The sequence below is a fragment of the Streptomyces deccanensis genome, assembly GCF_022385335.1.
GTDB lineage: Bacteria > Actinomycetota > Actinomycetes > Streptomycetales > Streptomycetaceae > Streptomyces > Streptomyces deccanensis.
This window is the reverse complement of sequence record NZ_CP092431.1, coordinates 3,486,046-3,507,779: the sequence shown is the minus strand read 5'-3', so window position 1 is coordinate 3,507,779 and position 21,734 is coordinate 3,486,046. Positions and strand designations below refer to the sequence as shown.

Here is a 21,734-nt window from a genome sequence, read left to right as displayed (position 1 = left end):
GGGATCGCATGGCGCGCGTGCGTTCGCGTGGAGCGGTGGCACTGGCCACCGTGCTGGCGGCGGCCGGTGTGCAGGTGGCGATGTCCGCGGGCATCGCGCAGGCCGCGCCGACCTGGACCGAAGGCCCCCTGTTCAACGACCCGTTGGGCGACGCGGGCGCACAACTCGCGATACGCACCCGGCTCATCGAGCTGACGGACGCGGCGCTGCCCGGCTCCACCATCAAGGTCGCCGTCTACCACGTGTGGGAGGCGTCCGTCGTCGACGCGCTGGTCGCCGCCCACAACCGGGGGGTGCGCGTCCAGGTCCTGCTGGACGAGTCGAGCGTCAGCGACCGGCCCACCAACACCGCGTACGGCAACCTGGTCGCGGCGCTCGGCACCGACCGGACGAAGGGGTCGTACATAGCGACCTGCGCGGTCGACCGGTCCTGCCTCGGTGATCCGAAGTACGGGCAGTCGATCATGCACAACAAGTTCTGGCTGTTCTCGGCGGTCGAGGGCGCCACCAACGTGGTGGTGCAGACGACGTCGAACTCGACGCCCTCCGCGCACACCAAGTTCTTCAACGACGCGCTGCTGCTGCCGGACAACCCGACGATGTACGACGCCTACGCGGACTACTTCGACACGATGGTCGCCCGGGACTGGGCGGCCTGGGAGTACCGGACCGTCAGCAACGGCCTCTACAAGGCCTACTTCTTCCCCCGCGCCGGGAACACCCGCGCCACCGACACCGTGTACTCGGTGCTCGACAACGTGCAGTGCTCCTACAGGGACAGCGCCGGCGTGGCGCGGAAGACCTGGGTGCGGGTCGCGATCTTCAAGATCACCCGGCTGGCGATCGCCGAGAAGCTGGTGGCCCTGAAGAAGGCCGGCTGCAACGTGAGCATCGTCTACGCCGAGTCCGACAGCGCCAAGAGCAGCGGCGGGACCAAGGGGACGTGGGAGAAGATGCACACGTCCGGCGGGCCGACCGTGCGGTGCTACAACGACGACCGGGACCCGCTGAACCCCGGGAAGAAGCTGACCACGCCGTACATCATCCACACCAAGTACATCCTGGTGGACGGCCAGTACGACGGCGTGCGCAACAAGATCAGCTTCACCGGGTCGGGCAACTACACCGGGCCCGCGCTGCGCGAGAACGACGAGGCGATCGTCAAGGTCGACGACGACGCGGTGCACGACATGTACCGGACGCACTTCGACAAGGTGATCCGCGTCGCCCACCCGGGCAAGGCGGACACCACCGACCTGTGCAAGGGCGTGAAGCCGCTGCCGGCGGACGGCGAGAAGCCCGCCCCGTAGCGGGAAGGGGCTCGGTTTGACCCCTTCGGGCAGCGCCCCGTAACCTTGACCGTCGGCGTGTCCGTAGGTAGTGACGCGTCACATCCCCGTAAACCTCATTCCTTCCGCGCGCCGGGCGCCGTGGGAGAGGCCGTTCGCGTGTCGGGCGGCTGGACTGCGGGGGTGCCGTTCCCGAGCGAGAGAGTGAGATCCGCGTGTACGCCATCGTGCGCAGCGGTGGTCGCCAGCACAAGGTTGCTGTCGGCGACATCGTTGAGGTTGACAAGATTTCCACCGCCAATGTCGGCGACACGGTCGAGCTCTCGACCCTGCTCGTCGTCGACGGCGACGCTGTGACCAGCGACCCGTGGGTGCTGGCCGGCATCAAGGTCCAGGCCGAGGTCGTGGACCACCACAAGGGCCAGAAGATCGACATTCTGCGCTACAAGAACAAGACCGGCTACCGCCGTCGTCAGGGCCACCGCCAGCAGTACACGGCGATCAAGGTCACTGAGATCCCCGCGGCTGCGAAGTAAGGGACTGAGGAGAGATGGCACACAAGAAGGGCGCATCGTCCACCCGGAACGGTCGCGACTCCAACGCTCAGCGGCTCGGCGTGAAGCGCTTCGGCGGTCAGGTCGTCAACGCCGGTGAGATCCTGGTCCGCCAGCGCGGCACGCACTTCCACCCGGGCTCGGGTGTCGGCCGCGGCAAGGACGACACGCTGTTCGCCCTGAACGCCGGTGCGGTCGAGTTCGGCACCGCCCGTGGCCGTAAGGTCGTGAACATCGTTCCGGTCGGCTGATCGGACAAGTCTTCGGACAGTCTTTCGCGAGGCGGACCTCACTTCCCGTTCGGGAAGGCGGGTCCGCCTTTCGCGTGTTAACCCCATATCAGTCAGTCGATGACTGAACCCGTACGTCTCTGGAGGCACCCACCATGACCACCTTCGTGGACCGCGTCGAACTGCATGTCGCCGCGGGTAACGGAGGTCACGGCTGTGCCTCCGTCCACCGGGAGAAGTTCAAGCCGCTCGGCGGCCCCGACGGCGGCAACGGCGGACGGGGCGGCGACGTCATCCTGACCGTCGACCAGTCCGTGACGACTCTCCTCGACTACCACCACTCCCCGCACCGCAAGGCCACCAACGGCAAGCCCGGCGAGGGCGGCAACCGCTCGGGCAAGGACGGACAGGACCTGGTCCTGCCGGTCCCGGACGGCACCGTCGTGCTCGACCGGCAGGGGAACGTCCTCGCCGACCTCGTCGGCCACGGCACCTCCTTCGTCGCCGCTCAGGGCGGCCGGGGCGGCCTCGGCAACGCGGCCCTCGCCTCCGCCCGCCGCAAGGCCCCCGGCTTCGCGCTGCTCGGCGTGCCCGGAGACACGGGCGACATCGTCCTGGAGCTGAAGACCGTCGCCGACGTGGCGCTGGTCGGCTATCCCAGCGCCGGCAAGTCCTCGCTGATCTCGGTCCTGTCCGCCGCCAAGCCGAAGATCGCGGACTACCCGTTCACGACCCTCGTCCCCAACCTGGGCGTGGTCACGGCCGGCGAGACGGTCTACACGATCGCCGACGTGCCCGGCCTGATCCCGGGCGCCAGCCAGGGCAAGGGCCTCGGCCTCGAATTCCTGCGCCACGTCGAGCGGTGCAGCGTCCTGGTCCACGTCCTCGACACCGCGACGCTGGAGTCGGACCGCGACCCCGTTTCCGACCTCGACATCATCGAGGAGGAGCTGACGCAGTACGGCGGGCTCGGCGACCGGCCCCGCATCGTCGTCCTCAACAAGATCGACGTGCCCGACGGCAAGGATCTCGCCGAGATGGTGCGGCCGGACCTGGAGGCCCGCGGCTACCGGGTCTTCGAGGTGTCCGCGGTCGCCCACATCGGGCTGAAGGAGCTGTCCTTCGCCCTCGCCGACCTCGTGGGCCGGGCGCGTGCCGCGAGGCCCAAGGAGGAGGCGACGCGGATCGTCATCCGGCCCAAGGCCGTCGACGACGCGGGCTTCACGGTCGTGCGGGAGGAGGACGGGCTCTTCCGGGTGCGCGGCGAGAAGCCGGAGCGCTGGGTGCGTCAGACCGACTTCAGCAACGACGAGGCCGTGGGCTACCTCGCCGACCGGCTCAACCGGCTCGGTGTCGAGGAGGAGCTGATGAAGGCGGGCGCCCGCGCGGGTGACGGCGTCGCCATCGGGCCCGAGGACAACGCGGTCGTCTTCGACTGGGAGCCGACCGTCATGGCCGGTGCGGAGATGCTGGGCCGTCGGGGCGAGGACCACCGCTTCGAGGCGCCCCGGCCGGCCGTCCAGCGGCGCCGCGACCGGGAGGCCGAGCGGGACGAACTCCAGAGGGAGTACGACGACTTCGAGCCGTTCTAGGACCCCGGGGGCCTGGCCCTCCGGAGTTCCACGGCTCCCTGCGCTGGGGCTGAGCGGGACGCGGGTTTCGCTCACCGGCGCTTGCCGGGTGCCGCCTGCGCCCACCCGTGCCGCCCCAGCGGCACGACTGCCCGCAGCTGAATGAGCGGGGGAAACTGGGCGGCCTCCGAACAACTCGCAGAACAACCCGCACACGACGAAGGGCCCCGGTCGCGACCGGGGCCCTTCGGCTGCTGAACGGACGGCCGTCAGGCCAGTGCCTCCGTGGTTTCGCCCTCGGTGAGCTCGTCGGTCGCCTCACCCGACTTGCGGGGCGATGGCACCTCGTCCGCGAGGCGGGACTCCATGCGGGCGCGACGGTCGTCGGCCTTGGCGCAGAGCGCCTTCACCGCGAGGTCGAAGCGGACCAGGGACGGCGGGTCCGAGGGGCCGAGCAGCTGCTCCTTGAGCTCGGCGCGGGCCTGCGCGAACCGGTCCTTCTCGGGGTTGCGCACCGACTCCAGCAGCGCCGGCACCCCGCCCGCCTTGGGCGTCAGCACGACACCCGCAGAGACCGTCGGGAACGCCGCCCGGAACGCCACCTCCGGCAACCCGGACGTGTTGGCGACCGAGTACGGCTTCTCGCTCGACAGCCAGTCCGAGACCACCGACGAGACATCGCTGATCAGCAGGTCCGACGCGTTGAAGCAGGCGAAGATCGCGGGCCGCGCCTCGGTGATGATCCGGTGCTCCCACTCGGGGAACGACGCCCAGTACGCCTTCTCCCAGGCCAGCGTCGCCTCGGCGATGGCCGCCTCACGGTTCCCGCTCGGCGTGCCCTGCAGCAGCATCCGCTCCATCTCGTCCGCGCTGGTCCGGAACGACGTCGAGGTCAGCTTGTCCAACTCGGCCGCACGCCGGGCGAGTTCGGCGGCGGCCTCGGGACCGGGGCGGGCCCCGGACCGCTTGGTGTTGGCCTCCCGGATCATCGCCTTGATCCGCTCGTTCGCGGCACCCGCGCGCGGGTCGACCGAGCCGGTCATCGGGTGCGGCTTGTACAGCAGCCGGACCTTGTCGTCGGCGAGGAGCTGCCGGACGATGTTCTCGCCGGCCAGGACCACGGACGTGTTGCCGGGGTTGCCGTCCCAGCCCTCCCAGGTGGGGGCGTAGAGGACGGTGGTGTACGTGCCGGTCGGCGGGCCCGCGTACGGGCGGATCGGCGCCAGCTGCGGGCGGCCGACCTCGACGATGTCCTTGTCCTCCACGCCGACCTCGGCGAGCGCGTACCGCTCGCGCGCCGCGGGACCGGCGACCCACACCTCGTCGTACGCCTTGGCGTACGGGTTGCAGGAGGACAGCTTGTCGCTCTCGCCGTGGTTGATGAAGGCGTGCTTGATCGTGGGGATGCGCAGCACCTGGGAGGTCTTCGCGGCGTTGGCCGGGTGCAGCATCATCTTCAGCGTCGAGTTCTCCAGGGAGAACATCGTCGACACCTTCGGGAAGCAGATGATCGGCACGTCCGTCGCGTCGATCTTCTGCACCATGAAGCGTTCACGCAGCACGATCAGCGGCTTCTCCAGCTGCGACAGCGTGGAGAGCCACATGTTCGCCTGGTAGGCCGACGTCGTACCGCCGGAGAAGTACATCGCGGTGGTCGGCCGGTAGTCGGCGAGCCACTTGTCCAGCCACTCCATGACCTGCTGCTCGTTCTTCGCGCGCTTCTTCGGCAGCAGCCAGGTCGCGAGGTAGGCGGTGCCCAGGACGAGCAGGGCGAGCCCGGCACCCACGCCGACGAAGCCCCAGACGGCGTCCTTCGTGGCCGCCGTGAGCAGCAGGCCGGCCGTGACCGGCAGGGAGAAGGTCAGCAGCCGGTGGGCCTGGCGGCGGGCCAGGATGCGCGGCGGGGAGACGGTCAGGCGCAGCTCGGAGGCGTCGATGTTGCGCGTGACGATCGGCAGGGTCCGGGTGCGGCGGACCAGCACCGAGACGGCCTGGCAGGTGAAGTGCACCGCGTAGAACGCGATCAGGGCGACCAGGAGCGGGGCCTGCTCGCGCAGCGGGTCGATGCCGTCGATGCGCAGCAGGCCCACCAGGATCAGCATGTCGCGGAGCAGCTGGCGCACCAGCGCGTCGAAACGGACCTTGCCCAGCAGGGCGAGCAGTCCGGGATCCCGGTACTGGAGGAACGTGTCCAGGACGAGGGCCGCCGCGCCGGCGGCGACGAACACGGGAATGTTCGGCAGCAGCGCGGAGACGATCTGGGCCGTGAAGAGCGCGAACATCGCGAGCAGCGCTGACAGCTGCGCGATGCGGCGGGGTGCGAGGCCTGCGGAGGGCACGGGCTGGGCTCCTGCGGAAGGTGCGACGGACGAAGGGGGAGGGTCAAGTCTGGGGGTGGCCTGAGGAGGCCGATCCCTGACCGTATGACTTAGAGAGGCCGAGGAGCAATCTCCCGAGGGGTCGATAGGCCGCGAGTCGGGCATAACGCCTGGAACCTTGAGGGACGTCACAACATCTCCTCAGGAAGGGCTCCATGCCGGAGCGCCCCCTTCCGCGCCGGGACCCGCGCCGTCCGCCCCTCGAAATGAGAACGCGTCCGGTCCGCCCGCTCCCGTAGATTGCGCAGTGCACACACCGGGCTGGTTCGGAACATTGGGGATACAGGTGTCAGCGGCAAGGCAGGGCGTGCGGGACGCGCACCGGATCGTCGTCAAGGTGGGCTCCTCGTCGTTGACGACGGCCTCCGGGGGCCTCGACGCGGACCGGGTGGACGCCCTCGTGGACGTCCTCGCCAAGGCCCGCAGCGGTGGCGAGCGGGAGGTCGTGCTCGTCTCGTCCGGCGCCATCGCCGCAGGGCTCGCGCCCCTGGGGCTGCGCCGCCGGCCCAAGGACCTCGCCCGGCAGCAGGCGGCCGCCAGTGTCGGCCAGGGCCTGCTGGTGGCCCGCTACACCGCCTCCTGCGCCCGCTACGGCATCCGGGTCGGCCAGGTGCTCCTCACCTCCGACGACATGAGCCGCCGGGCCCACCACCGCAACGCCTCCCGCACCCTCGACAAGCTCCTCGCGATGGGCGCGCTGCCGGTCGTCAACGAGAACGACACCGTCGCCACGGACGAGATCCGCTTCGGTGACAACGACCGGCTCGCCGCCCTCGTCGCCCACCTCGTCCGGGCGGACCTGCTGGTCCTGCTGTCGGACGTGGACGGCGTGTACGACGGCGACCCCAGCAGGCCCGGCACGTCGCGGATAGCGGAGGTACGGGGCCCCGAGGACCTCGCGCACGTGGAGATCGGCAGCGCCGGCAAGGCGGGCGTCGGCACCGGCGGGATGGTCACCAAGGTCGAGGCGGCCGGCATCGCCACCGGCGCGGGCATCCCCGTGGTCCTGACCAGCGCCGTCCACGCGGCGGACGCGCTCTCCGGCGGCGACACCGGCACGTACTTCCACCCCACCGGCAAGCGGTCCGCCGACCGCCTGCTGTGGCTCCAGCACGCCTCCACCCCGCAGGGCGCGCTCGTCCTCGACGAGGGCGCCGTCCGCGCGGTCGTCGAGCGACGTACGTCACTGCTGCCGGCCGGCATCGCGGCCGTCGAGGGCGACTTCACCGCCGGCGACCCCGTGGAACTGCGCGACGGCACGGGCCGGGCCGTGGCGCGCGGACTGGTGAACTTCGACGCCAAGGAGATCCCCCAGCTGATCGGCCGCTCGACCCGGGAACTGGCGCGCGAGCTGGGTCCCGCGTACGAACGAGAGGTCGTACACAGGGACGACCTCGTCCTCCTGCGTCCCTGACCAGCGGCCCCCCGGAGGGGCCGGAGCACGGGCCCCGGCGGTGCGCGTTCCGTAAAACCGCCACGCGAAGCCCCTGAGCCTGCTCAACTTTGTCTCAGGGAGATTCCGCACGACCTGTGGCAGACCTGGTGCAGACCTGCTGCACGACCTGTTGTGAGGCACTACATCGTTGCGAAGGAGGCCGTCGTGAGACGAGTGCGCCCCGGGGCCGCGGCGTCCCGTGGTGGGGGTACCTCCCGGGCGGCCGGCGAGGAGCGGACGCTCACCAGCGTCGCCGCCTCGGACACGTACGAGGGCGACAGCGTCGAGAGGCCCCAGGACCTGCCCCGGCTGTGGCACGTCACGCTGAGCCTCTCCGGCCCCGAGGCCCCCCTCAAGGAGGTGCGGCGCGGCCTCGAACAGCTCGCCCACGACCACCCCTTCCTGCTGACCAGCCGCTACGCCCACGACCACGCCGAGATCCGCTACTGGGAGGAGGCCCGCGACCTCCACGACGCGGCCGCCGTCGCCCTGCGCCTGTGGGGCGAGCACCGCCGGACGGCCGGACTGCCGCCCTGGGAGATCGTCGGCCTGGAGGTCATCGACCGCCAGACGTACCACCAGCGCATCGCCGAGGGCTACGGACCCGCCCCGGCCACGCCCGTGGGGGTCCACCCGTACTGACGGCTCGCCGCCCGGGTGGCCCGAGAACGTCCCTCCACGGGCGTGAGCGCGGGTGTCTCGCGCTGTGGAACACGCGGAGGGCCCTCCGCCGGGCGGACTACCCTTCCTGTATGACCTCGCTCTCGCCGTACGACTCCATGACGCCGGTCACCCGCGCCGCCTACCGTGCCAAGGCCGCCGCCGCCGACCTCGCGCCGCTCCCGCGCGCCGACAAGGACGACGCGCTGCTCGCCGTCGCCGACGCGCTGGAAGTCCGTACGAGTGACGTCGTCGAGGCCAACGCCAAGGACATCGCGCGGGCCCGCGAGGCCGGCACCAGCGAGGCGATCGTCGACCGGCTGACGCTCACCCCGGAGCGGATCCGCGCGATCGCCGCCGACGTCCGCGACGTGGCCGCGCTGCCCGACCCGGTCGGCGAGGTCGTCCGCGGCTCCACCCTCCCGAACGGCATCGACCTGCGCCAGGTCCGCGTCCCGCTCGGCGTCGTCGGCATCATCTACGAGGCCCGCCCGAACGTGACCGTGGACGCCGCCGCGCTCTGCCTGAAGTCCGGCAACGCGGTCCTGCTGCGCGGCTCCTCCTCCGCCGTCGAGTCCAACACCGCCCTCGTACGGGTCCTGCGGGACGCCGTCGGCGGCGCGGGTCTGCCCGCCGACGCCGTCCAGCTCGTCCCCGGCGAGAGCCGCGAGTCGGTGCGCGAGCTGATGCGCGCCCGCGGGCTGGTCGACGTGCTCATCCCGCGCGGCGGCGCCTCCCTGATCCGCACGGTCGTCGAGGAGTCCACCGTCCCGGTGATCGAGACCGGCACCGGCAACTGCCACGTCTACGTCGACGCCAACGCCGACCTCGACACGGCGATCGAGATCCTGATCAACTCCAAGGCCCACCGCGTCAGCGTCTGCAACGCCGCCGAGACGCTCCTCGTGCACCAGGACATCGCCCCCGAGTTCCTGCCCCGCGCCCTCGACGCGCTCGCCGACGCCGGGGTCACGGTCCACGCCGACGAACGCGTCATGGCCTACGCCAAGGACTCCAAGGCCACGGTCGTCGAGGCCACCACGGAGGACTGGGAGACCGAGTACCTGTCGTACGACATCGCCGCCGCCGTGGTCGACTCCCTCGACCGGGCCGTGGAGCACATCCGGCTGTGGAGCTCCGGCCACACCGAGGCGATCGTGACGACCTCCCAGCAGGCCGCCCGCCGCTTCACCCAGCTGGTCGACTCCACCACGGTCGCCGTCAACGCCTCGACCCGCTTCACCGACGGCGGTCAGTTCGGATTCGGCGCCGAGATCGGCATCTCCACGCAGAAGCTGCATGCCCGCGGCCCGATGGGTCTGCCCGAGCTGACCAGCACGAAGTACATCGTCACCGGCGACGGACACGTCCGCCGCTAGCCGCCGGCGGGTCCCGTGGGGCGCCGGTCCGTTTCTGTGAACAGCCTGGCGCCCAGCTGGCACAACCGATGAATTTCCTTACCGTCTGCCCAAATTGACCACCCCGGTCTACTCTGGATCCGTGCCGGAGGACGTGGGGGGCACGCCGTTCCCGGACGGCTGGGAGCCCGACGACGACCGCGACCGCGGGGGTATGGACGAAGAGTTCGCCTCCGTGGTCTTCGACGAGGACTTCGTCCGGGCGGCCGTGGTCCACGAGCCGACCGCCGTCGAACGTCTGCTCGCGGCGGCGGAGGCGCGTGCCGCCGCCCAAGAGGCCGAAGCCCGCCGGGCACACTCAAGAGGCGTCCGCGACGACGACCGTTACGACGACGGCTTCGGCCCCGACGGCCCCGATTTCGGCCACCGCCGCGACGACCTGGACGACTACGACGACACCGAGATCCTGGAAGGCCGCTACGGCGTCGACGGGCCCTACGGCAGGCCGTACGGCAAGCAGACCCGCTGGCACCGGCCCGTCGCCTGGATCCTCGCCCTCGTGATGGGCATCGGCATGGTGGCGCTGGCCTTCACCGCGGTCTACCGGGGCGCCTCGTCCGGCCGTGGCGAGATCCCGCCGCCCGCCACCAGCGGCGTCGAACAGAACACCCCGACCGGGCCCTCCGCCTCCGCGGACTACTCCCAGCCGGCGGTATCCGCGGACCCCCGCACGCCCTGACCCCACCCCGCCCGTACGGTCCCGTACGGCCCCCTGCCGGGCCGTTCGGTGACGCCGCGTGAACCTGGTGAGGACCTGTCAGAACTTGTCGTGCACCGCAGCGTTTACCGAGGCCTCGGAAGACCTACCCTCCAAGTATGGGCGGGCCAGGAAACCCACCTGAGGGGGCTCCCGAGGGCGCCCCCGGCGGTGGAGAGGACGAATACCGATCCGTCGTCTTCGACGAATCGTTCGTCCGCGCTGCCCGCCTCCAGGAGTTCTCCGCCCACGAGCGCCTCTCCGACCACGCCCCGGCCGTGCGCCGCCGCCCGCCCGTGCGCCGCGGCCTCTCCCGGCAGGCCCTGGTCCTCGTCCTGCTGATCGCCCTCGCCTTCGGCACCGCGATCTACATGGGCGTCCGCCACCCGTCCGGCACCCCGGCCGCCAAGCCCACCGAACCGCTCAGGATGACGGTGATCCCGCTGTCCCCGCAGTCCGCGGTGCCGGGCGCGCGGGACGCGGAGACGCTGTACGCGCACAGTCCCGCCGCCCAGTTCCGGACCGGCGCCGAGGGCATCACGATGCCGGCCACCCGGCGCACCGCGCACTTCACCGACAGCCAGGTCGTGTCCGCGCTGACCATCGCCAAGGAGTACCTGGTCGCCTCCGCGCTCGACCCGGAGGTCCTCGGCGGCGCCACCGTGCAGCCGGTGCGGCGGCTGGTCGACTCCGAGCAGCTCGACCAGTTCGAGCAGAGTTTCGATCAACCGGCGGCGGACGGCCGGCACGCCCCCACCGGCTGGCTGATCCGCTTCGACCCGTCCCGCGCGGAACTCGCCGACCGCGGGATCCGCGTCCAGGGCACCCTCCAGGCCGCCGAGTTCGACTCCGGCACCCTGGAGGTCGTCGCCGCGCACACCCTCGTGTACGCGCTGCGGCCGACCGGCGGCCCGGCCGACGCCGAGGCCTCGCTGTTCACGGTCCGGCGCGAGCTGCACTTCCGCTTCGACCAGAACGACCTGCGCACCCACCAGGCCGAGGTCGTCGTCTCCTACGTCCAGGCCGGGCCGCTGGCCTGCGCCGACGACGCCTCGAACCATCTGCGACCGCTGCTGGCGGGGCAGACCGCGAAGGCCGGCGGGCCGGCCGCCGGGACCGATCCGTACGGCACGGGGGCGGCGACGGCGTTGTGCGGGACCTTGGCGGAGAGTGCGCAGCCGAAGGTGTGAGCCGGGGGCGTTGTCGGGTGCGGGTGCGTTGGGCTTCTCGCGCGGTTCCCCGCGCCCCTGAAAAAGCGGGGCTGCGCCCCTGCCTTCAGGGGCGCAGCCCGGCCGTTCTCAGGCGTGCGTCACTCGTCGTCGCGGGGCCGGTCCTCCTGGGCGGTGGACGCGCCGCCGCCGAAGCCCCTGCGGACCCGGCCGCCGAGGTCGCCCGCGCCGCCCGCGATGTCGGTGACCAGCTTCATCAGCGGGTCCTTGGAGTTCTTCACGGTGCTCGTGTAGTGCGAGGCCGACTCGCGGAAGGAGTCGGTCACCGAGGTGTCCTTGTCCTCGCTGCGCCGCGGGTAGTGCCCGTCCATGATCCGCTGGAAGTCACGGGACTCGGCCCACTTCTTCAGCTCGGCCGCGCGCACCGTGGTGAAGGGGTGCGAGCGGGGCAGCACGTTCAGGATCTTGAGGACGGAGTCGCGCAGGTCGCCCCCGGCCTCGTACTCCTCGGCCTGCGCGAGGAACGCGTCCACGTTCATCTCGTGCAGGTGGTTGCCGCCCGCGATCTTCATCAGACCGCGCATCGACGCCTGGACGTCCTGCCCGACCAGCAGACCCGCCCGGTCGGCGGACAGCTCCGACTTGCGGAACCACTCGCGCAGCGCGGTCACGATCGCCATGATCGCGAGGTTCCCCAGCGGGATCCACGCGATCTTCAGGGCGAGGCTCGTCAGGAAGAGCAGTATCGTCCGGTACACCGAGTGGCCGGAGAGCGCGTGGCCCACCTCGTGACCGATGACGGCCCGCATCTCCTCCTCGTCGAGCAGCTCGACGAGTCCGGTGGTCACGACGATGATCGGCTCGTCCAGACCGATGCACATCGCGTTCGGCTGCGGGTCCTGGTTCACGTACATCGGCGGGACCTTCTCCAGGTCCAGGATGTAGCACGCGTCCCGCAGCATGTCGTTGAGGTGGGCGAACTGCTGGTCCGAGACCCGTACGGAGTCGGACAGGAACAGCAGCCTGAGGCTGCGCTCCGGCAGCAGACCGCTGAGCGCCTTGAACACCGTGTCGAAGCCGCTGAGCTTGCGCAGCGCCACCAGCGCCGAGCGGTCCGCGGGGTGTTCGTAGGCGCGGGAGGAGATCCCCTCGAAGCGCCTGCGCTGCCTGCTCGGCACGTGCTCGTGCCCGTTCTGCTCGTGGCTGTCGTCCGGCATGTTTCCCCCATGCTCTGTTTGCCCATGTTGCCCCCGAAGCGGGGTCCAGCCTAGGCGGAGTTACCGTGGCAGGGCATCAACCGTAAGGAGCGATCTCCATGGGACATCTCCCGCACCCGCCCACGTCCGCCTGGCTCACCGAGGCCGCGGACGTCGCCGCGAAGGAACAGGGAGCGGGCAATCTGCTGCGCGTGGTGCTGATCGTGATGGTCCTGGGCTCCGTCCTGATGGCCTGGTTCCTGCTGCGTGGCTACAAGCGGGACGACTGACTCCCGCCGACGACAAGGACGCCGACGGGGCGCGAACGGTTGTCTCGAACGGGAAGTACGCGCTCCGCGGCGCCCCCGTTCACTCCTGGGCGGAGTCGGCGTGATCGCCGGCGGACCCCCCGCTTACGATGGGCGGGTCTTCATCCCGATCCCACACCCGGATAGGTCACGCCGACGATGAGCTTCCACAGCACCGCTGCCGACTTGGTCACTCTCGCCGCCGAGGGCGGCGGGGAGCACGGCGGCAACCACGAGAGCCTCAGCCCCTACCTGACCGGCGGCGGAGCCTTCGTCGCCCTGATGCTGCTGCTGTGGATCACCACCCGCTTCAACCGCGATCGCTAATCCGCGCAAAAGGACGTTCGAACGGTGCCCGTCGGCCGGGCCGGTAGGCTCTCCACGCATGGGAGAGCAGGAAATGCCTACCGGTCCGGGGCTCGACAAGGCGGCGGACCAGGCGAACGACACCACGGACGGCCGGGCCGACAGCGCCTCCGGCGCACCGGGAAACCGCCCGTCGGAGCACGGTAGGCGCCGTCTCGGCGTGATGGGCGGCACGTTCGACCCGATCCACCACGGGCACCTGGTGGCGGCCCAGGAGGTCGCCGCGCAGTTCGGTCTCGACGAGGTCGTGTTCGTGCCGACCGGCCAGCCCTGGCAGAAGTCCCACCGCTCGGTCTCGGCGGCCGAGGACCGCTATCTGATGACGGTCATCGCCACGGCCGAGAACCCCCACTTCTCGGTGAGCCGTATCGACATCGACCGCAAGGGTCTCACCTACACCATCGACACCCTGCGCGAACTGCACGAGCTCAACCCCGAGTCCGACCTCTTCTTCATCACCGGCGCCGACGCGCTCTCCCAGATCCTGACCTGGCGCGACGCCGAGGAGCTGTTCTCCCTGGCACACTTCATCGGGGTCACCCGTCCGGGTCACACCCTGGCCGACCCGGGCCTGCCCGCGGGCGGGGTCTCCCTGGTCGAGGTCCCGGCGCTCGCCATCTCCTCCACGGACTGCCGTGCGAGAGTCGCCAAGGGCGATCCCGTCTGGTACCTGGTGCCGGACGGCGTCGTGCGCTACATCGACAAGCGGCAGCTGTACCGCGGCGAGTGAGCCGAGAGGGGCACCGGTGAACGACCGATACGACGCCGGCTACGGGGGCGGCGACCAGAGTTACGAACTCGTCGGCTACGACGAGTACGGGCAGCCGGTGTACCGACAGGCGCCCGCCCAGCAGGTGCCTCAGCAACAGGCGTACGACCCCTACGGGACCCAGCAGCACGGCACGCAGCAGACCCAGGGGCAGCAGCAGGGATACGGCCAGGGCTACGGCTACGACCCGTACGCGACCCAGCAGCAGTACCCGCAGGGCTACGGCACGGGCGGCACGGGCTACGACCCGGGCCACCAGGCGCAGGGGACCGGCTACGACCCGTACGACCCCTACGGGCAGACGGCCGCCGCCGGACTGCAGGCGCCCGTCACGGAGCAGACCGCCTACATCCCGCAGCAGTCGGCACCGCAGACGGCCGCTGGGGAGAACGGGCCCCTCGCCGACGACGTCTCCCCGGAGGGCGACTCCGGGGAACGGGAGTACCGGACGGAGCAGTTCGCCTTCGTCGAGGAGCCCGACGGCGACTCCGAGGACGTCATCGACTGGCTGAACTTCACCGAGAACCGCACCGAACGCCGCGAGGAGGCCAAGCGGCGGGCCAGGAGCCGGATGGTCGCCCTCGTGGTGGTCCTCGCCCTGGTCGCGGTCGGCGGCGTCGGCTACCTGTGGTGGGCGGGCATGCTGCCCGGGGCGTCCTCCGACGAGCAGACCGGCACCACCACCTCCGCGGCCGCCCAGAAACGGGACGTGATCGTCGTCCACCTGCACGACACCAAGGGCGGCGGCACCTCCACGGCGCTGCTGGTGAACAACACCACCACCGAGCGGGGCGCCACGGTCCTGATCCCCAACGCCCTCGCCCTCACGGGCGACGACGGCACCACGACCACCCTCGCCAAGTCCGTCGACGACGACGGCTCCTCCGGCACCCGTGACGCCCTCGACACCGTCCTCGGCACCGACATCGAGGGCACCTGGCGGCTCGACACCCCCTACCTGAACAACCTCGTCGGCCTCGTCGGCAACATCGACGTCGACACCGACACCGACGTGCCCGACCCCGAGGCGAAGAAGAAGGGCGCGGCCCCCCTCGTCACCCAGGGCAAGGCCCAGACCCTCAGCGGCAAGATGGCCGTCGCCTACGCCACCTACCGGGCCTCCGGCGAGTCGCAGGACGCGCAGCTGAAGCGGTTCGGGCAGGTCATGCAGGGCGTACTGCGCAAGCTGTCCTCCGACTCCCAGGCCGCCACGGTCACCGTGCAGACGCTGGCGCAGATCCTCGACCCCTCGCTCAGCGACAAGGACCTCGGCACCTTCCTCGCCAAGCTGGCCGACCACGCCAAGGGCGGCGACTACAAGACGGAGCTGCTGCCCGTCCAGCAGGACGGCACGCTCAGCGCCGAGGACTCCGACAGCGTGGTCAAAGACCTGCTCGGCGGCGCCGCGAAGAGCCCCGACGCCGGGGACGCCGTCCGCGTCGGCATCCGTAACGCCACCGGCGAGAAGGACGCCACCGAACAGGCCCGCGTCGTCGTCCTCAACGGCGGCTACACCTTCCTCGACGCCGGCACCACGGCCACCGCCCAGGCGACCTCGCAGGTCACCTACTCCGACGCGGCCCGCAAGCAGGACGCCATCGAGGTCGCCAAGACCCTCGGCCTGCCGACCAGCGCCGTCAAGAAGGGCGAGACCACGTCCAACGCCGACGTCTCCGTAGTCCTCGGCCAGAACTACGAGACGACGGACACCACCGGGACCACCGGGACCACGGGGACGACCGGCGCGACCGGCACCACGGGGACCACGGGGACGACCGGCACCACGGGCTGACCGGGCCGGGCGATCGAGCCGGGGATCGAGCCGGGTGATCGACAGCAGGCCCCGGAGCCGCCGTATCGGCGCGGCTCCGGGGCCTGATCCGTTAACCCGTGGGGCGGTGTCGGTGGGCCGTGAGATCCTTGCAGTAACCCGCGAGGGTCCCTGACCGACGACCGAAAGCCGTGTAGTGACCGCCACCGACCGCTCCCTCGAGCTCATCCACACCGCCGCGCAGGCGGCCGCCGACAAGCTCGCGCACGACGTCATCGCGTACGACGTCAGCGATGTGCTGTCCATCACGGACGCCTTCCTGCTCGCCTCCGCGCCCAACGACCGCCAGGTCAAGTCGATCGTCGACGAGATCGAGGAGCGGCTGAACAAGGAGCTCGGCGCCAAGCCGGTCCGCCGCGAGGGCGACCGCGAGGCCCGCTGGGTGCTGCTCGACTACGTCGACATCGTCGTGCACGTCCAGCACAGCGAGGAGCGGGTCTTCTACGCCCTCGAGCGGCTCTGGAAGGACTGCCCCGAGCTGGAGCTGCCCGCCGACGCCAAGGCCACCCGCGGCAAGGGCGAGGAGCACGCCAAGCTGCGGGCAGCCGAGGAGGACGCCGAGCTGGGCGGGGAGCTGCGGTGACGGGCGGGATCGACTCCGCGGATCGCAGGGGCCGGGGCCGCCGCCTCATCCTGTGGCGGCACGGCCAGACCTCGTGGAACGTGGAGCGCCGCTTCCAGGGCACCACGGACGTCGAGCTGACCGAGACAGGCCTCGGCCAGGCCCGTCGCGCGGCCCGGCTGCTGGCCTCCCTCAGGCCCGACGCGATCGTCGCCTCCGACCTCGCGCGCGCCGCGAACACGGCCGCCGAGCTGGCCGCGCTCACCGGCCTGGCGGTCAGCCACGACGAGGGCCTGCGCGAGACCTACGCCGGTGTCTGGCAGGGCCTCACGCACGACGAGATCATCGCCCGGCACGGCGACGAGTACGCCGCGTGGAAGCGGGGCGAGCCGATCCGCAGGGGCGGCGGCGAGCTGGAGACCGAGGTCGCCGACCGCGCGGCCCCCGTGGTGCTCCGGCACGCCGACAAGCTCCCGGAGAACGGCACCCTCGTGGTGGTCAGCCACGGCGGCACCATCCGCACCACCATCGGCCGCCTCCTCGGCCTGGAGCCCCACCACTGGGAGAGCCTCGGCGGCCTCTCCAACTGCTGCTGGTCCGTCCTCGGCGAGGGCGCCCGCGGCTGGCGGCTCCTGGAGCACAACGCCGGCACGCTCCCCGAGCCGGTGCTCGGCGACGACGACTGAGCCCCGTAAGAGGCCTGGTCACACGGCTCGGGGCCCGGATTTCACTTTCCGGCTGGTCGCAGGCTAAAGTTCTTCTTGTTCGCCCCGCCGAGCGGGGCGAAACACCGAGTGGTCACCGTTCGTGTGGCACGAGGGGCTATAGCTCAGTTGGTAGAGCGCCTGCATGGCATGCAGGAGGTCAGGAGTTCAATTCTCCTTAGCTCCACAGATCGGTACAGAAGATCCCGTTCCCGCAAGGGAGCGGGATTTTTCGTGTGTGACCTGCGTCCCTTCTTGAGCAGGTCCGGCCCCGGAGGCGTATACCTCTGCGGACGGCCTTCTTTCCCACTCCGTGCCGGGACTGGTACGAAGGCGTCGCTGACCGTATTGGTCCGGCCGTGGCAGAATCAAACGGCCGGAAGGGGGCGCGGCCCGGACGGGAGGGAGAAGCGATGCCTGCGAGCATCCGCGGGAGGGTCCACGACCTTTCCGCAGCGGTGGTGATGCGGAGCAAGACCACCTTCCTCTGCCCTTCCTGCGGCTCGCTCCACGTTGCCCAAGTCCTCGGTGACAACGGAGGGATCTCCTACGTGTGCACGGCCTGCGGCCACAGCTGGAGCTGATCGATGGGTGCACACAGGAGGAAGTGCGACTGGTGCGGCAGCGGCACCCCCATCGTCCGCGACATGGAGCCCGTCAACGCCGACTACCAGTACTGGTGCGAGGAATGCGCCCGGGCGCTGATCATAAAAGGCGACCCGATCGAGACGTACCGTGAGCTGGAGGGCGAGCCGATCTACGGCCGGCTCCTCGAAGAGCACTGCACGCTCAAACGCTTCTACTCGTTCGTGACGGCCTGAGCGTCAACTCGGCGCCCGTCCCCGGCAGTCGCCCGTCCCCGGGCCGCCACGGGCGCCCCAGCGGCCGCGTGACGGCCGTCGGGGGACGGGACGGTGAACGCAGGCTGAGCGGTGGGTCCCGCGAAATCAGGCAAAAGCTCCCTGATCCTCCCATAGTTCGCGCCCGACGGAAACGATTTGGTGGTGCGCGTGGGGGACCGGTAATGTTGGCGTCGTCGCCAGGGAAACCGGGCGGACAACACCGCAAGGGGCTATAGCTCAGTTGGTAGAGCGCCTGCATGGCATGCAGGAGGTCAGGAGTTCAATTCTCCTTAGCTCCACAGAAAAGACCCCGTCCAAGTGGACGGGGTCTTCGCGTTGTTGGCGACGACGACGGCGACGGCGGACGCGGACGGTGAAAGGGCGGGCCACCCCGAGTGGGGTGGCCCGCCCTTTGCGTACGTGCGTCAGCGACCGCTGCCCAGGGCCCGGCGGCCGCGGCCCTGGGAGAGGACCGGGAGGTTGCGGGACGGGGCGGAGAGGCGGTTGTCCTCCTCGATGCGCAGGGCGAGCGCGGGGCAGCGACGCACCGCGCGCAGGGCCTTCGCCTCGGCGTACTGAGGGACCTTGGCCTGGGCGACGGTGGGGAAACCGTCGGCGCCGAGCTGGAAGACCTCGGGGAGGATGTCGGCGCACAGGCCGTGGCCGCGGCAGAGCGTCCAGTCGACGAAGATCTTCTGGCGGCTCGCGCCGCTCTCCTCCTGGCCCGCGCCGCCCGGGATGCCGGTCGGCATGCGGCCGCCCTCGAAGAGCGGCAGCACGCCCTCCACGGGCCGGCCGCAGCCGTTGCCCAGGACGTGTGCCGCGAGGTCGTCCGTGAACGCCTTGATGGTCGATTCGAGGAACATCGCGGAGCCGTCGGGGTGCGAGCAGGCGCCGCGCCGCTTGACGTTCTTCGCGACCTGCTTGAGGGCCTCCAGGGCGGCCGGACCGCCGCCGTTGAGGATGTCCTCCATGCCGCGCGCGGCGGCGGGCAGCCCGAGGTAGCAGGGGCCGCACTGGCCCGCGCTCTCCTCGGCGAGCCACTTGGCGACCTGCAGCGACTCGCCGAGCGGGCAGGTCTCCTGGCTGATGGGCAGGATCGCGCCCGCGCCGAGCGCGCCGCCCACCGCGTCCAGCGAGTTGCGGGAGACGACCGCCTCGTTGACCGTCGCCGCGTCGATCCACTTGCCGTGGTAGCCGCCGGTCAGGACGCCCTGCGGGACCGGCGGCGCGCCGGCGAGCTGGAGGATGTAGCGCAGCGGCACGCCGGTGGGCGCCTCGATCACCATGGGGCGGGCGACCGCGCCGGAGACGGTGAGCATGACGGTGCCCGGCTCGTCGTACAGGCCGGTGTTGCCGTACCGCTCGGAGCCGATGCGGGCGCCGATGGCGAGCTGGGCGAACGTCTCCGCGTTGGACAGCAGCGTCGGCGCGCCGCCGACACCGCTCTTGGAGGCGCTGGTCTTGCGGCCGGGCGGGATCGGCGGGCCGCCGTCGATGGAGCGGATCAGCGAGCCGGCGGCGCCGGTGACCATACGGACCGGGTTGCGCTGCACACTCGCGCGGATGGCGGCGCCGCGCCGGTTGCTCAGCCCGCGCTCGGAGAGGGCGGCCTCCATCGAGCGCTGGGTGGATTCACGTGTCACCCCGATGACCAGTTGGCGGGCGCCCAGGGCCTCCGCGACCAGCAGGGCGCCGTCCAGGATGAGGTGCGGGGCACGGTTGATCAGCACCGTGTCCTTGCGGCAGGCGGGTTCGTCCTCGCTGCCGTTGACGACCACGACGGGTCGGATGCCGCGCTTGATCGCCGACTCGGCTACCGAGCGCAGTTTCTTGTGGAACGGGAAGCCCGCGCCGCCCCTGCCCTTGAGGTTGATCCGCTCGGACAGCTGGGCGAGTTGCTCGCCGCCCATCGGTTCGAGCGGACCGTGCACCTTCAGGTGCATGGGGAGGTCGAGTCTCTCGACGAGGTCGAAGCCCGAGGTGAGCTGGGGAAGACCCACCACTCGGACTTCGGGGACGTCGGGAAGGGCCTCGTTCACTTAAATCCTCCGGAAGGCGCGTTCCAGGGTTCGCCTGAGCCCGGCTGGTTGTAGTCCTCGTAGCCGGACAGCGTTTCAGTGGCGGGACCGCTGTTGTACGTGTCGTTCGGGTTGTACGTGCCGTAGGGGGCGTTCGTCTCAGCGGTTCCGTAGGAAGTTTCGGGGACCACGGGGGTGGCCCCGGTGTTGTACGTCTCGCCCTGGTACGCCTGGCCCGGATACGCCTGGCCGCCCTGGTACGACTGCCCGCCCAACGGCTGCCCGGCGAAGGTGTCCTGCATCGGGTCGTACGCCGACGGGGGCGCCTCGCCGACCGGCGGCGGGGAGGGCGCCGGCCAGCGGGTGCTGCCCGTGGTCGAGCCGTCGTCCATGCGGGGCATGGCCTGCGTCGGCTGCATGTCCAACGGCGGCTGCTGCTGGGTCAGATAGGGCGCGGTGGGCTCCGAGGCGCGCGGGGTCATCGACACGGCGCGGTACGCGGCCGCGAAACCGGGGCCGCTGTCGGCCGAGGCGCCCGCGCGCTGCGGCGGCACCAGCGGGTCGCCCAGCGGGGGGTTGCCCTGCCCGCCGCCGAAACCGGGCAGCGGGAACTGGCCGGTGTCGCGCATCTGGTCACGCTGTCCGCCCTCGCGCCGGCCGCCCTCACGGCGTCCGCCGGTCTCGTCCAGGCCCTGCAGGGCCGAACGGGACTTCACGAGTTCGTCGACCTCGGGGGGCCGCTGGCCGTCGGTGCCCAGGATGGCGGCGACGCGCTCGACCACCTCGCGCTTGACCTCGCGCGGCGCGGCCCGCAGCAGCAGGGCGGCGGCGACGGCGATCAGGCCGGCGGAGTAGAGGATCACGAAGATCGGCTTGGCCTCGCGACCCGCGTAGAGTCCGTGCACGAGCGCGAAACACCAGGCTGGGTAGGCCATCATGTGCATCGCGCGCCAGCGTGCCGCGACCGGCGCCGGGGAGGCGAAGTTGCTGCGGAGTGCTCCGGTGATGGCCACGAAGATCATCAGGGAGCCGGCGGTCGCGCCGAAGCCGATGAGCGCGCCCGACCCCGTCACGCCGAGGGCGAAGGGGAACAGGGCGATCGCGGAGACGTGGTTCAGCGCCAGCTTGACCGAGACGTGCAGCACGAGGAACGCGACCGAGGCGATGGCGGTCGTCCGGTGGACGGCCTGGCCGATGATCCGCTGGCGCACGGTGAGCAGCGTCCGGTCCTGGGCGACGAGCCCCCAGAGCACCGAGAGCGTGAGCGAGACGAGCGAGAGAACGCCCGCTCCGAAGTCGAGGAACTCCCGGTACGCGTCACCTCCGACCAGCACACTTACGGGTATCAGCAGCAGAGCGGCAGCCGTGGCTATCCCGTAGGCCGAGCGGCCTGTCTGGGGCAGCGAGCTGTTACTGCGACGAGGGTTCATGGGGGCAACTCCGAACAGTTCGGGAAAGCGGTCCCGTCGTCGAACTGTAAGTGGTGCCAATACCGGGCGGTACGAGGTTTGAGTTATTGCGCTGTTATCAAGGGGCAATCTCACATCTGTGATGTCCCTTAGCGGCTGTTACGCGAAGTAAGATTTGAATAAAGTTCAACTTTTTTGGCCGGATTCCGTGGCTGACACGCTGCGGGTCCGTGTCCATCGGGGCTGCGGTACCCTGACCGCATGCGTGCCGTACGCCTTCTGCTTAGCGGGCCGCGCTGATCAGTCCCGACCGCCTCTGACGGCG

Annotated in this window: 20 protein-coding genes and 2 tRNA genes; 18 read left to right on the top strand and 4 right to left on the bottom strand. The window is 70.7% G+C overall.

From position 1 onward, the window contains the following. The first annotated feature begins 8 nt into the window (after window positions 1–8). From L3078_RS15675 to obgE, 4 genes are all read left to right on the top strand, one after another. Entirely contained in the window at window positions 9–1,310 is a 1,302-nt protein-coding gene (locus tag L3078_RS15675; RefSeq protein WP_239754267.1) for a phospholipase D-like domain-containing protein, read from the top strand. A gap of 194 nt (window positions 1,311–1,504) precedes the next feature. Next, window positions 1,505–1,825, top strand: coding sequence for a 50S ribosomal protein L21 (rplU, locus tag L3078_RS15670; RefSeq protein WP_033525816.1), 321 nt, complete (start codon window positions 1,505–1,507; stop codon window positions 1,823–1,825). A 14-nt stretch (window positions 1,826–1,839) separates the two neighbouring features. Continuing rightward, a complete protein-coding gene (rpmA, locus tag L3078_RS15665) occupies window positions 1,840–2,094 on the top strand; it encodes a 50S ribosomal protein L27 (protein ID WP_033525817.1) in 255 nt (84 codons plus the stop codon). A 134-nt stretch (window positions 2,095–2,228) separates the two neighbouring features. After that, a complete protein-coding gene (gene obgE / locus L3078_RS15660; RefSeq protein WP_239754266.1) occupies window positions 2,229–3,665 on the top strand; it encodes a GTPase ObgE in 1,437 nt (478 codons plus the stop codon). Between the two features lie 248 nt (window positions 3,666–3,913). Here the strand turns inward: obgE and L3078_RS15655 are convergent, their stop codons facing one another. Further along, the gene (locus L3078_RS15655; RefSeq protein WP_239754265.1) at window positions 3,914–5,983 is read right to left on the bottom strand and encodes a hypothetical protein; all 2,070 of its coding nucleotides are present in this window, start codon (window positions 5,981–5,983) and stop codon (window positions 3,914–3,916) included. A 346-nt stretch (window positions 5,984–6,329) separates the two neighbouring features. Here L3078_RS15655 and proB point away from each other — a divergent pair, with 346 nt between their 5' ends. From proB to L3078_RS15630, 5 genes are all read left to right on the top strand, one after another. Next, window positions 6,330–7,436 (top strand): glutamate 5-kinase, encoded by a 1,107-nt coding sequence (gene proB, locus L3078_RS15650; RefSeq protein ID WP_239760334.1) that lies wholly within the window; start codon window positions 6,330–6,332, stop codon window positions 7,434–7,436. Window positions 7,437–7,631: 195 nt separating this feature from the next. Further along, window positions 7,632–8,099 carry a hypothetical protein gene (locus L3078_RS15645; RefSeq protein ID WP_239760333.1) on the top strand — a complete coding sequence of 156 codons (468 nt, stop codon included), beginning with the start codon at window positions 7,632–7,634 and terminating at the stop codon, window positions 8,097–8,099. A 110-nt stretch (window positions 8,100–8,209) separates the two neighbouring features. Further along, window positions 8,210–9,496 (top strand): glutamate-5-semialdehyde dehydrogenase, encoded by a 1,287-nt coding sequence (locus tag L3078_RS15640; RefSeq protein ID WP_239754264.1) that lies wholly within the window; start codon window positions 8,210–8,212, stop codon window positions 9,494–9,496. A 121-nt stretch (window positions 9,497–9,617) separates the two neighbouring features. After that, window positions 9,618–10,214, top strand: a complete 597-nt coding sequence (locus tag L3078_RS15635; protein ID WP_239754263.1) for an SCO2584 family spore wall biosynthesis protein — start codon at window positions 9,618–9,620, stop codon at window positions 10,212–10,214. A 137-nt stretch (window positions 10,215–10,351) separates the two neighbouring features. Then, window positions 10,352–11,422, top strand: a complete 1,071-nt coding sequence (locus L3078_RS15630) for an SCO2583 family membrane protein (RefSeq protein WP_239754262.1) — start codon at window positions 10,352–10,354, stop codon at window positions 11,420–11,422. A 119-nt stretch (window positions 11,423–11,541) separates the two neighbouring features. On the opposite strand, the gene L3078_RS15625 is transcribed toward L3078_RS15630, so the two are convergent. After that, the gene (locus tag L3078_RS15625; protein WP_239754260.1) at window positions 11,542–12,618 is read right to left on the bottom strand and encodes a M48 family metallopeptidase; all 1,077 of its coding nucleotides are present in this window, start codon (window positions 12,616–12,618) and stop codon (window positions 11,542–11,544) included. A 98-nt stretch (window positions 12,619–12,716) separates the two neighbouring features. On the opposite strand from L3078_RS15625, the gene L3078_RS15620 reads away from it, so the two are divergent. The 9 genes from L3078_RS15620 to L3078_RS15580 all read left to right on the top strand — a co-directional run bounded on the left by L3078_RS15620 (window position 12,717) and on the right by L3078_RS15580 (window position 18,278). Then, window positions 12,717–12,887, top strand: coding sequence for a hypothetical protein (locus tag L3078_RS15620; RefSeq protein WP_239754259.1), 171 nt, complete (start codon window positions 12,717–12,719; stop codon window positions 12,885–12,887). Between the two features lie 177 nt (window positions 12,888–13,064). Continuing rightward, window positions 13,065–13,232, top strand: a complete 168-nt coding sequence (locus L3078_RS15615; protein ID WP_045557516.1) for a hypothetical protein — start codon at window positions 13,065–13,067, stop codon at window positions 13,230–13,232. Between the two features lie 58 nt (window positions 13,233–13,290). Beyond that, entirely contained in the window at window positions 13,291–14,001 is a 711-nt protein-coding gene (gene nadD, locus L3078_RS15610; protein ID WP_239754258.1) for a nicotinate-nucleotide adenylyltransferase, read from the top strand. Between the two features lie 16 nt (window positions 14,002–14,017). Continuing rightward, the gene (locus L3078_RS15605; protein WP_239754257.1) at window positions 14,018–15,832 is read left to right on the top strand and encodes an LCP family protein; all 1,815 of its coding nucleotides are present in this window, start codon (window positions 14,018–14,020) and stop codon (window positions 15,830–15,832) included. Window positions 15,833–16,007: 175 nt separating this feature from the next. After that, the gene (gene rsfS, locus L3078_RS15600) at window positions 16,008–16,454 is read left to right on the top strand and encodes a ribosome silencing factor (RefSeq protein WP_239754256.1); all 447 of its coding nucleotides are present in this window, start codon (window positions 16,008–16,010) and stop codon (window positions 16,452–16,454) included. After that, window positions 16,451–17,119: a histidine phosphatase family protein gene (locus L3078_RS15595; protein ID WP_239754255.1), complete on the top strand. Its 669-nt coding sequence runs from the start codon at window positions 16,451–16,453 to the stop codon at window positions 17,117–17,119. The genes rsfS and L3078_RS15595 overlap by 4 nt, the downstream gene beginning before the upstream one ends. A gap of 132 nt (window positions 17,120–17,251) precedes the next feature. Beyond that, a tRNA-Ala gene (locus L3078_RS15590) sits at window positions 17,252–17,324 on the top strand. A 400-nt stretch (window positions 17,325–17,724) separates the two neighbouring features. Then, window positions 17,725–17,958: a hypothetical protein gene (locus tag L3078_RS15585; protein ID WP_005479297.1), complete on the top strand. Its 234-nt coding sequence runs from the start codon at window positions 17,725–17,727 to the stop codon at window positions 17,956–17,958. A 247-nt stretch (window positions 17,959–18,205) separates the two neighbouring features. Continuing rightward, window positions 18,206–18,278: transfer RNA gene (locus L3078_RS15580), tRNA-Ala, on the top strand. Window positions 18,279–18,404: 126 nt separating this feature from the next. On the opposite strand, the gene L3078_RS15575 is transcribed toward L3078_RS15580, so the two are convergent. Both L3078_RS15575 and L3078_RS15570 read right to left on the bottom strand, forming a co-directional pair. Beyond that, window positions 18,405–20,021 carry an NADH-quinone oxidoreductase subunit NuoF family protein gene (locus L3078_RS15575; RefSeq protein WP_239754254.1) on the bottom strand — a complete coding sequence of 539 codons (1,617 nt, stop codon included), beginning with the start codon at window positions 20,019–20,021 and terminating at the stop codon, window positions 18,405–18,407. Further along, entirely contained in the window at window positions 20,018–21,430 is a 1,413-nt protein-coding gene (locus tag L3078_RS15570; protein WP_239754252.1) for a ferric reductase-like transmembrane domain-containing protein, read from the bottom strand. The genes L3078_RS15575 and L3078_RS15570 overlap by 4 nt, the downstream gene beginning before the upstream one ends. Between the last annotated feature and the right edge of the window lie 304 nt (window positions 21,431–21,734).

Bases quoted from the DNA above. Each gene is read 5' to 3' on its own strand.
- L3078_RS15620 (WP_239754259.1), top strand. From the start codon at position 12,717: ATGGGACATCTCCCGCACCCGCCCACGTCCGCCTGGCTCACCGAGGCC.
- L3078_RS15570 (WP_239754252.1), bottom strand. From the start codon at position 21,430: ATGAACCCTCGTCGCAGTAACAGCTCGCTGCCCCAGACAGGCCGCTCG.
- obgE (WP_239754266.1), top strand. From the start codon at position 2,229: ATGACCACCTTCGTGGACCGCGTCGAACTGCATGTCGCCGCGGGTAAC.
- rpmA (WP_033525817.1), top strand. From the start codon at position 1,840: ATGGCACACAAGAAGGGCGCATCGTCCACCCGGAACGGTCGCGACTCC.
- L3078_RS15585 (WP_005479297.1), top strand. From the start codon at position 17,725: ATGGGTGCACACAGGAGGAAGTGCGACTGGTGCGGCAGCGGCACCCCC.
- L3078_RS15675 (WP_239754267.1), top strand. From the start codon at position 9: ATGGCGCGCGTGCGTTCGCGTGGAGCGGTGGCACTGGCCACCGTGCTG.
- L3078_RS15640 (WP_239754264.1), top strand. From the start codon at position 8,210: ATGACCTCGCTCTCGCCGTACGACTCCATGACGCCGGTCACCCGCGCC.
- L3078_RS15615 (WP_045557516.1), top strand. From the start codon at position 13,065: ATGAGCTTCCACAGCACCGCTGCCGACTTGGTCACTCTCGCCGCCGAG.
- L3078_RS15630 (WP_239754262.1), top strand. From the start codon at position 10,352: ATGGGCGGGCCAGGAAACCCACCTGAGGGGGCTCCCGAGGGCGCCCCC.
- nadD (WP_239754258.1), top strand. From the start codon at position 13,291: ATGGGAGAGCAGGAAATGCCTACCGGTCCGGGGCTCGACAAGGCGGCG.
- L3078_RS15625 (WP_239754260.1), bottom strand. From the start codon at position 12,618: ATGCCGGACGACAGCCACGAGCAGAACGGGCACGAGCACGTGCCGAGC.